The sequence below is a fragment of the Actinoalloteichus sp. AHMU CJ021 genome (assembly GCF_002895405.1).
Classification (GTDB): Bacteria; Actinomycetota; Actinomycetes; order Mycobacteriales; family Pseudonocardiaceae; genus Actinoalloteichus_B; species Actinoalloteichus_B caeruleus.
Genome location: NZ_CP025990.1, coordinates 5,957,648 through 5,972,214, shown reverse-complemented (window position 1 = coordinate 5,972,214; position 14,567 = coordinate 5,957,648). Strand labels below are relative to the sequence as shown.

Genomic DNA, 14,567 nt, shown 5'->3' with positions numbered 1-14,567 from the left:
ACGACCCAGAAGGTGACGACGGAACCATGCTGATTCTCTCGCTCAAAGAAGGCCACGACGGTGGCATCACGGCCATCGAGGACGGCAGGCTGCTGTTCGCGTTGGAGGCCGAGAAGGACAACTACCCGCGCTACGACCGGTTGACCGGTGAGGTCATCGCCCGCGCGGCCGGGATGCTCCACCGGGCTCCCGACGTCGTGGCCCTCGGCGGCTGGGTCAAGGGCTTCCACTCCGTGGAGCCGCCCTCCCGGACCGGGTACTTCGGTGTCGGCGACGGGTCCACCTCCGACGAGGAGGGCACCTTCTTCGGCAAGAAGGTCCGCTACTTCTCCTCCACCCACGAGCGCTCCCACATCTACACCTCGCTCGGCATGGCGCCCCGTGCCACCGGGCAGGCGTACTACTCGCTGGTCTGGGAAGGCAACATCGGTGACTTCTACCGCATCGACGAGAAGGGCAACGCCACCCACCTCAAGCACGTGCTCGCCGACCCGGGCAACAAGTACGCCTACCTGTTCGCCCTCGCGGACCCCGGATTCCCCTCGGGCACCGGACTGTTCCGCTACAACGACGCCGGCAAGCAGATGGCCCTGACCGGTTTCGCCGAGAAGGGCCCGACAACCCAGGAGGAGAAGGAGACCATCGACTTCATCCTGCGGCAGGAACAGATCATCCTGAACCTGTCGAAGGACGAGATGTCCTGGTCACACATCCACAACGTCGGCGTCCAGTCGCAGGCGTACCGGAACATCGCCGCGAAGCACTCGCAGGCCATCTTCGACATGTTCCACGGCTACGCCTCCGAACACATGAAGGAAGGGCTGCCGCTGCTGATCTCCGGAGGCTGCGGTCTCAACTGCGACTGGAACGCCCAGTGGAGGGAGAGCGGGCTGTTCGAGTCCGTGTTCGTGCCGCCGTGCCCCAACGACAGCGGCTCCGCGCTGGGCACCGGCATCGACGCCCAGTGGTACTACACCGGTGAGGCGACCATCGAGTGGTCGGTCTACGCGGGCGAGGAGTTCGTCGAGGACATCCAGCCGGACCCGACGACCTACGAGGTGCGGCCGCTGGTTCCCGCCGAGGTCGCCCGCTACCTCGAACGAGGGAACATCATCGGCTGGGCCCGAGGCCGCTACGAGATGGGCCCCCGTGCCCTGGGCAACCGGTCGATCCTGGCGGCCCCGTTCACCGAGGAGACGACGACACGACTGAACGCCATCAAACGCCGGGAGGGGTACCGTCCCATCGCCCCCATCGCGCTGGAGGCCGACGCGCGCAGATGGTTCGAGGGCTCGGTCGTCGACCCGTACATGCTCTACTTCAACCGCGTCACCAGCGACCAGCTCAGGGCCGTCACCCACGTCGACGGCAGCGCCCGCACCCAGACGGTCACCCGGGAACGGAACGGTCGCATCGTCGACCTGCTGGAGGCGTTCCGCGACATCACCGGATTCAGCGTCCTGTGCAACACGTCGCTGAACAACAACGGTCGCGGATTCATCAACCGCACGAGCGATCTGATCGCCTACGGCGAGAAACACGGACTGGACGGCTACGTCATCAACGACTCGTTCGTGACTCCACGCAAATTCTGAATAGCCCGAACGGACCTCGTAACGACGGTGATTTCCGGCAGGATCATAGCCATTCGGCGAGCGACTGCCCGCCGTGTCGTGTCCGGAACCGGGACGCGACACGGCCCACGCCGTCTGGAACTTCGCAAGGGGAGAAGCACCCGACATGACCACGTCCACGCATGCCGTCACCCAGGCACCGTTGTCCTTCGGCCAGGAACAACTGTGGTTCCTCGACCAGCTCACCCCGGGCCTGACGACCTACAACATCCTGCTCGCGGCCCGGTTACGGGGACCGCTGGACGTCACGGTGCTCCACCAGTGCCTGAACACCGTGGTCAGGCGGCACGAAGCCCTGCGGATCACCATCCGCTCCTCGGAGGGCACGCCGTACCAGGTCGTCAGCCCACCCTCCGACGTGGACCTGGAGGTCGAGGCACTCGCCGGACTCGACGACGACGGGCGTGACCGGGCCATCCAGGCCGCGTTGGAGGAACTGTCCACCACGCCGTTCGACCTGGAGAACGGGCCGCTCCACCGCTACCGGGTCCTCGCCTTCGCCGAGGACGACCACGTGCTCCTCCAGAACCTGCACCACATCATCACCGACGGCTGGTCATCCGGGATCGTCAACGCCGAACTCGCGATCGCCTACCGGGCCCACAGCCAGGGACGGGAGCCCCAGTTCGACCAGCCGGGATCGCGGTACACCGAGTCCGCCCGGGCCCAGCGGGAACACATGCGCGGCCACACCCTCGACGCGGAGCTCACCTTCTGGGCGGACAAGCTCCGGGACCTGCCCACCCTGGAGTTCCCGACCGACCGGCCACGCCCGCCCACGCCCACCCGGCGGGCCCACTCGATCACCAGGAACCTGCCCGGTGGGCTGCTCACCGCCGCCCGCGCACTGGCCAGGGAACACGGCGTCTCGCTGTACATGGTGTTGGTGTCCGCGCTGAACGTGGTCCTCAGCCGCTACACCGGCCAGGAGGACATCCCCGTGGGCGTGCCCATGCTCGGCCGCGTCGACCCCGAAGCCGAGTCCGTCGTGGGCCTGTTCGTCAACATGGTGGTACTGCGCTCCGACGTGTCGGGCGACCCGACCTTCGCCGAGCTGCTCCGGCGCACCCTGGAGGACAACTTCGACCTCTACGAGCACCAGGAGGTGCCCTTCCACCTGGTGGTGGACCGGGTGCAGCCGATCCGGGTGCCCGGCCGCAACCCGCTGTTCCAGATCTCCCTGCAACTGCTCGGCGACGCCAACTCCGGCGGCGCCCTCGACCTCCCCGGGATCCGGGCCGAGCCGATCTCCCTCGCCTCCACCGGCTCCCGGTTCGACATGGCGATCGACTTCGTGGAGTCCGACGACGCGCTGCGCGCGGTCGTGGAGTACTCCACCGACCTGTTCGACCAGTGGCGGGTGGAGGCGTTGCTCGACCACATCGGCACCGTCGTGACCGCGGCGGCCTCCGACTCGACGCTGAGGCTGTCCCAACTGCCCGTGGTGACCCCCGAGGAACGGGCCGAGCTCCTCGAACTCGGTCGCGGCGAGGAGGCCGAGTACTCCGAGCTACCGCTGCACGTCGCCTTCACCGAGGTCGCCAGGGCCACCCCGGAGGCGGTCGCCGTCGTGTGCCGGGGCACCGAGCTGACCTACGGCGAACTCGACCGCCGGGCGGACCTGCTCGCCCGCCACCTGCGCGCGCTGGGCCTCACCCACGGCCAGGTGGTCGCCGTCGTCATCGACCGCGACCTCGACGCCTACGTCGCCATGCTCGGCGTCCTCAAGGCAGGCGGCGCCTTCGCGATGATGGACCCGAAGGTGCCGGCCAACCGCCTCGACTTCATGATCCGCGACACCGGCGCACCGGTCGTGATCACCCGCTCCACCCTCACCGACCGACTGCCCGAGGCCAACGGCTGGGCGCGGGTCCTGATCGACACCGACTGGGACACCATCGAACGGCACCCGACCGACGAACCGCTGGAGGAGTGGACCACCCGCGAATCACTGGCCTACGTCCTCTACACCTCCGGATCCACCGGAACCCCCAAGGGCGTGATGATCGCCCACCGGGCGGTGTCGTTCTTCTGCGAGGCCTACCGGCGCAGGTTCGACCTCGGCCCCCACGACCGGCTGCTGCAACTCCCCGCCCTCAACTTCGACATGTCCCAGGGCGAGATCTGGACGGCGTTCCTCGTCGGCGCCCGCATCGTCGCCGTCTCCCCGGACGACGCCCAGTCACCGGAGGCGCTGACGGCGCTCCTGCGGGAACAGAAGGTCACCTACGCCGGTCTGCCCCCCGCCATGCAGTCGGTGATGGAACCCGGACCGTACCCGGACCTCAGGTACGTCATGGGCGGAGCGGAGGTGCTCCCACCCGAGCTGGTCAACAAGTGGAACCTGCCCGGCCGCACCTACCTCAACCTCTACGGCCCCACCGAGTGCGCCATCGGCCAGACCGACTACCTCGTCGAACAGATCGAGTGGACCACACCACCACCCATCGGCCGTCCCCAACTGAACCGGCAGGTCTACGTCGTCGACCGGTTCGACAACCTCGTGCCCAAGGGGGTGAACGGGGAACTGCTCATCGGCGGCGCCGAGGGCGGTCTCTCCCTCGGCTACCTCAACCAGCCGGAGATGACGGCGGAGAAGTTCATCGTCGACCCGTTCGACGCCGGTAGCACGGTCTACCGCAGCGGTGACCTGGTGCGGTGGAGCGAGCGAGGTCAGATCGAGTTCCTCGGCCGCATCGACAACCAGGTGAAGCTGCGCGGGCTGCGCGTCGAGCTGGGCGAGATCGAGACCGCGCTGCAGAGCCATCCCGGCGTCCTGCGGGCCGTGGTCCTCATGCGGCCCGATCCGCGCGGGGAGAACCGCCTGGTCGGCTACGTCACGTCGGTCGGCGAACCGCCGCCGGTGGAGGCGCTGCGCGACCACCTCGCCGAGTCGCTGCCGGACTACATGGTGCCCACGGCGTGGGTCACCCTCGACCGGTTCCCGATGAACAACGACGGGTGGAAGATCAACCGCAACGCGCTGCCGGACCCGGTCGACGAGGACGGCGACCGGGAACTGACCGAACCGCGCACCACCACCGAGATCGCCGTGGCGAAGCACTTCACCGAGGTACTGGGTGTCGAACGGATCGGCGTCAACGACAGCATCTTCGACGTCGGCGGCAACTCGTTGCAGGCCCTGCGCCTGGTGAGCCGGATCAACAGGACCTTCGGGATCCGCCTCACCGTGCGGCTGCTGTACGGCAACGCCACCGTCGGCGCGATCTCCCGGACCGTCGACGAGCTGGTGGAGGCCAAGGCGAATGCCTGACCTGGAACGGCTCGTGCCACTGCGCACCGGGGGCCACCTGCCCCCGGTGTTCTGCGTGCACGCGGTGTCGGGCTCGGCCTACGCCTACGCCGGGCTCGCCCGGCTGCTCGGCGACGACCGGCCCGTGCACGGATTCGAGGCCCCCGGTTTCGACAACGACCGGACCCCGGTGGGGTCACTGACCGCCCTCGCCGACGAGTACACCGACATCCTGCGCGCGGCCCATCCCGACGGGACGTACCTGCTGCTGGGCTGGTCGCTCGGCGGCCTGGTGGCCTTCGAGATGGCCAAACGGCTCACCCAAGCCGGGGACGTCGTGGACCTGTTGGTGCTGGTCGACGCGGGCCTGCCGAGGGTCATGGACCTGCCACCGGAACGGGACATCCTCGTCCGCTTCGTCCGGGACATGGCGGGGACCTCCGGCGAGTCACCCCCCGGGCTGGACGAGCTCGCCGCCACCTGGGCCCCCGACGTCGCACCCGGCGCGGTGTTCGAGGAGGTCGAACGGGCCGGCGTGCTGCCCGAGGAGTTCGACTCCCACATCCTCGGCGAGCAGTACGCGGTGTTCCGCGCCCACCTGAAGGCCTTCTACTCGATCGAGGTCACCGGCAGCCATCCCGGCCCGGCCGTGCATGTCCTGGCCGAGGCCTCCCCCGCCCAGGACATGCGGTGGCAACGGTTCCTGCCCGACCTCGTCGAGCACACCGTCCCCCACAGCACCCACCACTCGATCTGGACCGGTGACAGCCTCCTGGAGCTGAGCCGGCTGGTCCGCGAGCACCTCGGCCACTAGGAGACCACCGTGTCCATCACCGACATCGACCCGGCCGAGGCACCCAGGGCGAAGCCCCGAAGCCTCTGGCACAACCGGGACTTCCTGAAGTTCTGGGTGGGCGAGACCATCTCCCTGCTCGGCACCCAGGTGACCATCCTCGCCTTGCCGCTCACCGCGATCCACTCCCTCAACGCGACCGACAGCGAGGTCGGCGTCCTCCGCTTCGTGCAGCTCGCGCCCTACCTCGCGTTGGCACTGCTGCTGGGCATCTGGATCGACCGCGTCCGCCGGTGGCGGGTGATGCTGTGGTCGAACCTGGCCAGGATGGCCCTGATCGCCCTCATCCCGCTGCTCCACCTCACCGACCTGCTGACCGTCCCCGCGTTGTTGGTGATCGCCTGCCTCATCGGGGTGGCGTCGGTCCTGTTCGACCTCAGTTGGATGTCGTACGTGCCGACGCTGGTGAAGAGCCCCAAGCACTACGTCGAGGCGAGTTCCAAGATGGGCATCAGCTCGTCGACCGCCGACGTCGCCGGACCCGGGATCGCGGGCGTCGTCGTCGCCTGGCTGACGGCACCGATCGCCCTGCTCGCCCAGACCGGCACCTACCTGCTGTCGGTCGTGTCCCTGATGCTGATCCGCACCAGGGAACCCAAGCCCGAGGTGACCACCGAACGACGCGCCTCCCGTGAACTGAAGGAGGGCCTGGCCTGGGTGTTCGGCAAGCCGCTGCTGCGGTGGCTGGCCATCATCGGGTTCTGCTGCAACTTCTCCATGATCACCACCTGGACCATGTTCCTGCTCTACGGCACGCGCACGGTGGGGCTCGATTCGACGACACTGGGCCTGATCTTCGGTACCGCCTCGATCGGCGGTCTGATCGGGGCGGTCGTCTCACGCCGGGTCGTCGGGCGTTTCCCCGTCGGGCCGACGTACTTCGTGGCGCAGACCGGCCTGCTGCTCGGCCCGCTGCTGATCGTCCTCGCGAGCGGACCCCAACCGGTGATGATCGGCATGTTCATCGCCTCCTTCTTCACCACCTACTTCGGGCTGGGCATCGCGAACGTGATCATCGTGGCGTTGCGGCAGACCCTCACTCCGCAGTCGATGATGGGACGCATGACGGCCTGCTTCCGCACGCTGCTCTTCGGCGGTGGGGCGTTGGGTGGCCTGTGCGCGGGGCTGCTCGCGGACGCGATCGGCGCCCGCAACGCACTGGTCGTGGCCGCGGTCGGGTCAGCCGCGGTCGTCGTCGGGCTCATCCTCTCGCCGGTCAGCCGCCTGCGGAAGATGCCGGATGCGGTGACCGAGACGCCCCCGACCGCCTGAGCCGCCGGGCCACCAGGACAACGACGCCCAGCTGCTCTCGATCCCGCTGGAGACGGTCCGGTCGCCCCCGGTGTGCTTTTCAGCAGCGGCTGCCCTGGCTGACGGCCATCGTCGCCGGGGCAGCCGCTTCGGAGCCGATGACCTCCACCGGCCGCGGACGGGCGCCCGTGCCGCAGCGCTGACTGCTCCACGAGAATTGGCGAAGCTGCTAGGCGATGAGACGTGGCTCACCCGAACCGCCGAGTAGGGAGTGTCCCCTGGAGTGAGACAGCCTGCGGTAACACGGGATATGAGGGGACGACAGGTAGGTCACGAGCGCTACGCCTGCGCGGACGGGCCGCTACGTCGTGGAGCGCGAGCTTGTTCCGGTGGCGTGGGCGAGGTGTGTCTCGCTGACTCGCCTGCCGGAGATCCCGTCGCGTGAAGCTCATCCGCGGCGACCATTCTGCTTCACCCGGCGATGGCGGGGCCCCCGTTCCGCCTCCGCCTCGATCGAGCGAACGGTCCGCCAGGGCGGCCACCGGCTCGGGTCACTCGTCGTCCCAGCTGAAAATGGTTCGATCGATCCACGCCGAACCTCCGCACGGTCGGCACCGGGTCGAATACCGTCAGGAACTGGGTCGTAGCCTCGATCACAGAGCAACCGCGAAGGGGGATTCGACGTGGCCGCCGGGGACTTCAGCCCGTTCGCACACCTGACGACACCCAATGCCGAGCTTTACCGGGGCGTCATGACAGCGTTCGTCCAGGCGAAGCGCCGGTTCACAGTTCACCTGAGTCCCGAGGACGTCCACCAGGTCGTCGGCGGCGAGTTACCAGCCGTGGCCGACGGGCTCGCCCGCCTGGTCGAGTGGGGCAACCTTCGAGCCGACCCGGATACCAGCCGGGTCACCAGCGTCGAGGACTTCCACCGTGCCCGCTTCCTGTACCAACTGACCCGTGCGGGGGAAGCAGCCGAACAGGCCCTGGCCACCTACGACGAGGCGCTCGGGATGCGCGGGGAACTGCAGGCCGTCGCGCTCAGCGACATCGGCACCCAGCTCCGGGCGCTGCTCGAGCTGGCGGCGGGACCCGACCCCGACTCCGCCAAACACTCACCGGCCCGGTGATCGAGCGGGCGTCCGTCGTCGCCGCGTCGGAGCGGGCGTGGCGCGCGGCTTTCACCCCACTGGACGAAGTGGTCCGCCACCGTCCCGAACTCACCGCCTGGCACGCGAACCTGCGCGACACCGGGCTGGTCCGCAGGATCACGGGGAGTCCCGAGGATGCCCGGCCGCTGCTCGCCGACCTGGCGGCCGTGCTCCGGCACCTTCCCGCGACCGGTGAGCCACTCGGGACCTTCGCCGCCCGGATCACCCACCACGCGCACGCCCTCGACGACGGTCGTCCCCTGTCAACGCTGACGCTGGGGGCTGCGCGCGCGCTGTCGGGTCTGCCCGAGGGGAAGGGCGCCGAATGGCGTCGGCAGGTGTGGGCCTCGGTGGGACTGTGGCGGGACGACCTGTCCAGCACCGTCCTCACACTGGGCCTGGCCGGTGACGAGCGGACCTCGACGGGACGTGCGCTGGCCGCCTGGCGTGAGGCAGGGCAACCGGTGGTGCTGACACTTCGCCAACTGGTTCGGGACCCGCCTCGGCTGACGGCTGCGGCGGTGGCAGTCTGCGAGAATCCGGTGGTGGTCTCGTCAGCGGCGGACCAGCTGGGCGCGGCCTGCCGTCCCCTGATCTGCGTGAACGGCCAGCCCGGTGCCGCCGTGCTGCACCTGCTGCGCCTGTTGGTGGACGCCGGTACGACGCTGACCTATCACGGAGATTTCGACTGGGGCGGAATTCGAATCGCGAATTCCCTGTTCGATCGCTTCCCCGTTCGGCCGTGGCGGTTCGATGCGGGTTCCTACCACGCGGCGGCGGCCGCGCACGGTCGCCCGTTGACCGGCACCGCAGTTCCGGCTGCGTGGGACGGCGGGCTCACCGAAGCCATGCGGGACCACGGCAAGGCGGTCGAGGAGGAACTGCTCCTCGACGACCTTCTCGACGACCTGCGGGAATGACGCGCAGTGCCACGTCGTCACGGGGCGCACCTGATGACGTGGCGTGCGGGACCGGATGAAGTGCCCCACCAGGTCCCGGATTTCATCCGCTACCGAATGGGACTGCGGGTGGCCGAAGTCGGAGGAGCGGTCGACGCTGAACTCCGAAGCCGAACGCGTTGGCTCGCGGCCGTTCGGTATTTCCGTTCGTCAACCGGCTCGCCCCCCGTTCAGCCACCGCCAGGGCTCGAACGTCAGCACAGCCCAAGCCGCTACCCTTCTCACATTCGCCCCTGCGTCCGTTCAGGCAGATCGGGTGTACGATCGGGCGGGTTATGATGGAGTTTCCGCGTGCTTGTTCGCCAGCTCTCTCGCTCTAGTGAGGCGTTGGGCAAGTTTCGACTGCGGTTCCCCCGGACCGCGATGCCGTGGCGGGCACGCGTTCTGCCAACGTTCGAGTACTGCGACCTCCTGACTGTACTCTTTCCGCTTGCGATGCAGGATGGCGGCTCGCTCCGTGTACGCGGGCGCGGGTTCGTGGCCGCTAACCAAGGCCTCCTTCTCTGCTACCGCGATCAAAGCGTGAACGAGGGCCAAAGCCATGCTGGTTTCGGGCTCACCGGACTTCGATAGGTCCTCGACGTAGCGGAGCCAGTCCCACATCGGTTTGCCGAGAAGATGACCGGGCTGGTCCCCGAGGTCCGCGCCACTCGCTACGTCACGGATCACTCGCTCAAAGTCGACGTTCTGCGCGACGACTTTGACCGATGACACTCGCTCAGCCCTCATCCGGGCGTCCCGGATCCGGTACCAGGAGCGTGCGATCTTCCTGAAGCGCTCGACTTCTGCCTCCGAGCGCTGAAGTTCATCTGCCTTTTTGTACGCGCGCCACCAATTGTCCCCGTGCCGATCGGCGCTGGTGGAACCCTCCGGATCCTTGGGAAGAGGGGGAACGTCGAATCCGGCCGGTAGCGGGTCGGCTGGTTCGCTGGCCCCAATCCCGGCCGCCCAGCGGCAGTGGTCGAGCCACGCGGTCTCAGCGGTACGTTCGTCGGTGATCTTCTTTTCTGTCGCAGCGCGTGCCTTCTGGACCTCTGCCGTGGGCGCAAGGCGTGTGATTGACCTGAGGGAACTCGCTCCGAACTCCTTGACGTAGGAGTTCGCGCCAATGGCGCCCACGATGACGGTTGTTGGCCCGTCGTACCCTTCAATTATGGCCCATTGCCCGACAGTGGGGAGCGTGGGGAGCGCCCAGCGGTAGGCATACGCATGCTCAGGATCGAAGTTCTTGAGCGGTTCTGGGTGTGTCAGCTCTCGGAACGCGCATAAGACCACGGTGTCCGGTTGACGAGGTCGCGTCTGGCGCGACTTGCGCGAGAAGATGCCCACTACCGGAGTGTGCCAGACAAGGGAGATCGACGCGGAGGCAGCCGAGGTGGTCCGCCGCATCTTCGCCGAGTACCTGGACGGCAAGGGTGACCGAGCGATTGCGGCCGCGTTGAACCGAGACCGCATCGCCTGTCCCTCGAAACGCCAACCGCACCAAAACCGGCACCGGCTCGCCGATGGCTGGCAAGGCAGCACGGTCCGCGCGATCCTGGACCTCGGTACCGGTTACGCGGTCTTCGGCCGCTGGACCCGTCAGGAGATGCTGCTCGATCCTGCCGACATCGCGGCCGGTCACGTCACCCGCTTCCGCCGGACCGCGACGAACCAGGTCGTGCGCTCCCGCACCATCGCTCACCCCCCGATCGTGACCGTGGAGGAGTTCACCGAGGCGCAGGTGAAGCGCCGGGCCAAGTCGGTGGGTGGCCTGCGCACGGCCGGCGGAGGGGAGCAGTCGGGCCGACCCACTGCCAGGACTTCCTGTTCCGTGGACACCTGCGGTGCGGGATCTGCCTCGCGGAAGATGGACGCCAGCCCGCGTCGGCACGGCATGTACTACCGGTGTCCCGCGCGCACCCTCGCCCCCGGATCGGCTGCCCTGGCCGAGCACCCCCGTACGGTGTACGTGCGGGAGGACGTCATCAGGGACGCAGTGAACGGGTGGATCGGGTGGTTGTTCGCGCCAACCAACGTCGATCGGACCGTGCGCGCCCTGCTCGCCTCCCAGGACGATTGCAGGACGTCCAAGGACCGGGAGAGCGCCCGGCGACGTCTCACCGAGGCGGAGCCAAGCTCCGCCGCTTCCAAGAGGCGGTGGCGGCTGGCATCGACCCGGCTGCCCTGGTCGAGCCGATCAACGAGGCCCAGGCGGAACGTGCCACCGCGCAGCCCGAGCTGAGCGGCTCGGCGCCGCCCGGGACGGTCAACGATGCGGAGATCCACGCCATGATCGACTCACTGGGTGACGTGGGGCCGCCCTGCCGCGGGCGGAGCCGGACCGGCTGGCTGAGCTGTACCGGGAGCTACGGCTTGAACTGCGGTACGAAAACAACGAAGAGGCCGTCTATGCGACGACCTCTTCACGGGTGAATAATGTACGTGTCCGAGGGGGGACTTGAACCCCCACCCTCTTGCGAGGACTAGCACCTCAAGCTAGCGCGTCTGCCATTCCGCCACTCGGACTTGCTCGCTTCGGCTCTCCGCCGTTGCTGTACATAGATTAGACCATGCCTCCAAGGTCGTTTCCACCACCCCCCTCAAACGGGTCAGGGTGGTAGAAAGTGCAGGTGAGCGAGCAGACCAACACTCCGTCAGGGCTCAGCCTCGCCGAGGACGAAGCCGTCCGCATCACCAGCGAGCTGATCCGGATCGACACCACCAACACGGGTGATGCGGACACCGTGGTGGGGGAGCGGGCCGCGGCCGAGTACGTGGCGGAACAGCTGTCCGAGGTCGGCTACGAGGTGACCTACGTCGAGTCGGGTGCTCCCGGGCGGGCCAACGTCATCGCGAGGCTGGCGGGGTCGGACCCCTCGCGAGGTGCCCTGCTGGTGCACGGCCACCTCGACGTCGTCCCGGCCGACGCCTCCGAGTGGTCGGTCCACCCCTTCTCGGGTGCCGTGCAGGACGACTACGTGTGGGGTCGCGGCGCGGTCGACATGAAGGACATGCTGGGCATGTCGATCGCGGTGGCCCGGCACTTCAAGCGCAACCAGATCGTGCCGCCCCGGGACATCGTGTTCGCGTTCTTCGCGGACGAGGAGGCCGGTAGCTGGTACGGCTCGCAGTGGTTGGTGGAACACCGCCCGGAGCTGTTCGAGGGCGTCACGGAGGCCATCAGCGAGGTCGGTGGTTTCTCGGTCACCTTCAAGGACGGGGTGCGGGCCTACCTGGTCGAGACGGCCGAGAAGGGCATCGCCTGGATGACGTTGCGCGTCCGGGGCCGTGCGGGGCACGGGTCGATGCTGCACGAGGACAACGCGGTGTCGAAGCTGGCCGCCGCGGTCACCCGTCTCGGGCAGCACCGGTTCCCGATCGTGCTCACCGACTCCGTTCGGGAGTTCCTCGCCGGTGTGAGCGAGATGACGGGGTGGGACTTCCCGGAGGACGACCTGGAGGGCTCGGTCGCCAAGCTCGGCGCCATCTCCCGCATCGTCGGTGCCACCCTCAGGGACACGGCGAACCCGACGATGCTCCAGGCCGGGTACAAGGCGAACGTGATCCCGTCGGTGGCCGAGGCGACGGTTGACTGCCGTATCCTGCCCGGTCGGCAGGAGGCCTTCGAGCGGGAGCTCGACGAGATCCTCGGGCCGGACGTCGAGCGGGAGTGGCGGGGGCTGCCTCCGGTGGAGACCACCTTCGACGGCGCGTTGGTGGACGCGATGACCTCGTCGATCGCGGCGGAGGACCCGGCCGCGCGCACGCTGCCCTACATGCTGTCCGGGGGTACCGACGGCAAGGCCCTCAGCCGGCTGGGTATCCGCTGCTTCGGGTTCGCGCCGCTCCGGCTCCCGGCTGACCTGGACTTCTCCGCCTTGTTCCACGGTGTGGACGAGCGGGTGCCCGTCGACGGCCTCAAGTTCGGGGTCCGGGTGTTGGACCGCTTCCTGCGCTCGTCCTGACCGCCCGGGGGCTGTTCGCCGGGCGGGTGGGGTGGTTCGGTGCCCGCCCGGCGGGTGGTCCTGGACGGCCGCCCGAGGTGGCGATGGCCCCTGGCCGGGTCGGACGGGCGAGGAGTGGTCCTTCGTCGCCGCGGTGGCGGTGAGCTGGCCGGGTGCGTGGCGGGTGGTCGTCAGGTGTGCAGGCCGGGGATGCCGACGGTCGTCCGCTTCCGACGCAGCCACACCTTGCGGGTGCCGTCACCGAACAGCAGGACTCGCGACAGTTCCCACCCCGCGTACTCGGCGTGGATCGCCAGTTGGGTGCTGGCCGCCCGCCTCGACACCCCCGGCGGGAGTCGCAGCGGGCGGTACTCCCAGTCCCCGTCGATCACCGGCTGGTCCGTCACGGTCGCACCACCTGTATCCCTTCTCCGGCCGCCGAGCCCACGAACACCGCCCCGGTGCTCGGGTCCACGGCCACCTCGTTCGGTTGCCGCACGGTGGGGAAGCGGTGGACTTCCACGGGCTCGCCGCCGAGCATCTCGTACCCGACGAGTTCGTTGGTCTCGGTCAGGGTCACCCAGGCGAGGTCGCGTTCCTCGTCGTAGGCGATCCCGTACGGGGCTCCGGGGACCGGGTAGCGCTGACGGAGCAGGAACGGTTCGGCGGAGAACGCCAGGAGTTCACCGGACCGGGTCTCGGTGACCAGGATGCGGCCGTAGCTGTCGGTGACGGCGTTGGTGGCTCCCTCTCCGGCGCGGAGCCCGAGCCCCTTCTCCCGCTCCTGCTCGTCGAGCCGGATCACGGCCGACTCGGCGACGTCGAGCACGAAGACGCGCCCTTCGGCGGCGATGACCTCCACCGGCTGGTGGAAGCCCTCGACGCGGACCGCCTCGTCCCCGCGGTCCAGGGTGACGACGCCTTCCTCGGCGTGTGCGAGCCCGGTGGTGGAGTCGAACCGGGTCGCGGAGGTGGCCGGCAGTGGAGTGGGGCGTTCGTGCGTGCCCAGGGTGTCCGGGTCGACCTCGACCAGGAGCTCGGCGTCGGGGACGGACACGAGCAGCGGGCCACCCGGGGCGGCGAGGGAGACGCTGGCACCGGGACCTGGCAGGTCGACCTCGTCGGCGGTTCCCTCGGGGTCGTCGAGGGGGAGGACCAGCAGCTGGTCCTCGACGAGAGCGGCCAGCGTGCGGCTGTCGGGGTCGGCGACGAGTGCGGTGACATCGCCTGCGAGGTCCATGACGTCCCCGGCCGGTCTGTCGGCGGCTGGGGCCTCGGCTGGCCGGGCCGGTTCGACGGCCTGTTCGGCGGCCTCGTCCTGGGCTTCGACCCCGAAGCACCCGGTGAGGCCGACGGTGGTGATGGCGAGAATCCCGACCAGGCGGCGCACGCTTGACTCTCCTCGGCTCGAGACGCGGTCCAGGTCGGGCGGCCGACCTGGGCGAGTACTCGTCCAGCATCCCCCATCGGTCGCGGAGGGTCACGCGCAGGCCCGGTCGCGGGGCGGGCGGGGGACCGTCCCGTCGTGGTGCCGGTGAGA

11 protein-coding genes and 1 tRNA gene are annotated in these 14,567 nt (G+C 68.8%); 8 read left to right on the top strand and 4 right to left on the bottom strand.

Annotated elements, in window-relative coordinates; genetic code table 11:
* Positions 1 to 26: 26 nt before the first annotated feature.
* The 6 genes from C1701_RS25080 to C1701_RS25055 all read left to right on the top strand — a co-directional run bounded on the left by C1701_RS25080 (position 27) and on the right by C1701_RS25055 (position 9,062).
* Positions 27 to 1,595: a carbamoyltransferase C-terminal domain-containing protein gene (locus C1701_RS25080; protein WP_026417963.1), complete on the top strand. Its 1,569-nt coding sequence runs from the start codon at positions 27 to 29 to the stop codon at positions 1,593 to 1,595.
* A gap of 145 nt (positions 1,596 to 1,740) precedes the next feature.
* Entirely contained in the window at positions 1,741 to 4,908 is a 3,168-nt protein-coding gene (locus C1701_RS25075; protein WP_103056739.1) for a non-ribosomal peptide synthetase, read from the top strand.
* Entirely contained in the window at positions 4,901 to 5,701 is an 801-nt protein-coding gene (locus C1701_RS25070; protein WP_103056738.1) for a thioesterase domain-containing protein, read from the top strand. Before C1701_RS25075 ends, C1701_RS25070 begins: the two co-directional genes overlap by 8 nt.
* A 9-nt stretch (positions 5,702 to 5,710) precedes the next feature.
* Positions 5,711 to 7,012, top strand: a complete 1,302-nt coding sequence (locus tag C1701_RS25065; RefSeq protein ID WP_337661947.1) for an MFS transporter — start codon at positions 5,711 to 5,713, stop codon at positions 7,010 to 7,012.
* Positions 7,013 to 7,743: 731 nt separating this feature from the next.
* Complete coding sequence (locus C1701_RS25060) at positions 7,744 to 8,121, top strand: DUF2397 family protein (protein ID WP_337661946.1); 378 nt, start codon at positions 7,744 to 7,746, stop codon at positions 8,119 to 8,121.
* The gene (locus C1701_RS25055) at positions 8,118 to 9,062 is read left to right on the top strand and encodes a TIGR02679 family protein (protein WP_103056737.1); all 945 of its coding nucleotides are present in this window, start codon (positions 8,118 to 8,120) and stop codon (positions 9,060 to 9,062) included. Before C1701_RS25060 ends, C1701_RS25055 begins: the two co-directional genes overlap by 4 nt.
* Positions 9,063 to 9,374: 312 nt before the next feature.
* Here the strand turns inward: C1701_RS25055 and C1701_RS27875 are convergent, their stop codons facing one another.
* Positions 9,375 to 10,430: a hypothetical protein gene (locus tag C1701_RS27875; protein ID WP_337661945.1), complete on the bottom strand. Its 1,056-nt coding sequence runs from the start codon at positions 10,428 to 10,430 to the stop codon at positions 9,375 to 9,377.
* Positions 10,431 to 10,437: 7 nt separating this feature from the next.
* On the opposite strand from C1701_RS27875, the gene C1701_RS25050 reads away from it, so the two are divergent.
* Complete coding sequence (locus tag C1701_RS25050; RefSeq protein ID WP_337661944.1) at positions 10,438 to 11,325, top strand: recombinase family protein; 888 nt, start codon at positions 10,438 to 10,440, stop codon at positions 11,323 to 11,325.
* Between the two features lie 201 nt (positions 11,326 to 11,526).
* On the opposite strand, the gene C1701_RS25045 is transcribed toward C1701_RS25050, so the two are convergent.
* Positions 11,527 to 11,609: transfer RNA gene (locus C1701_RS25045), tRNA-Leu, on the bottom strand.
* Between the two features lie 98 nt (positions 11,610 to 11,707).
* Between C1701_RS25045 and C1701_RS25040 the strand changes: the two genes are divergently transcribed.
* Complete coding sequence (locus tag C1701_RS25040; RefSeq protein ID WP_026417975.1) at positions 11,708 to 13,048, top strand: M20/M25/M40 family metallo-hydrolase; 1,341 nt, start codon at positions 11,708 to 11,710, stop codon at positions 13,046 to 13,048.
* A 170-nt stretch (positions 13,049 to 13,218) separates the two neighbouring features.
* On the opposite strand, the gene C1701_RS25035 is transcribed toward C1701_RS25040, so the two are convergent.
* Both C1701_RS25035 and C1701_RS25030 read right to left on the bottom strand, forming a co-directional pair.
* Positions 13,219 to 13,434 carry a DUF5703 family protein gene (locus C1701_RS25035; RefSeq protein ID WP_016697990.1) on the bottom strand — a complete coding sequence of 72 codons (216 nt, stop codon included), beginning with the start codon at positions 13,432 to 13,434 and terminating at the stop codon, positions 13,219 to 13,221.
* Positions 13,431 to 14,417, bottom strand: a complete 987-nt coding sequence (locus tag C1701_RS25030) for a YncE family protein (protein WP_026417976.1) — start codon at positions 14,415 to 14,417, stop codon at positions 13,431 to 13,433. Before C1701_RS25030 ends, C1701_RS25035 begins: the two co-directional genes overlap by 4 nt.
* Positions 14,418 to 14,567: the final 150 nt, after the last annotated feature.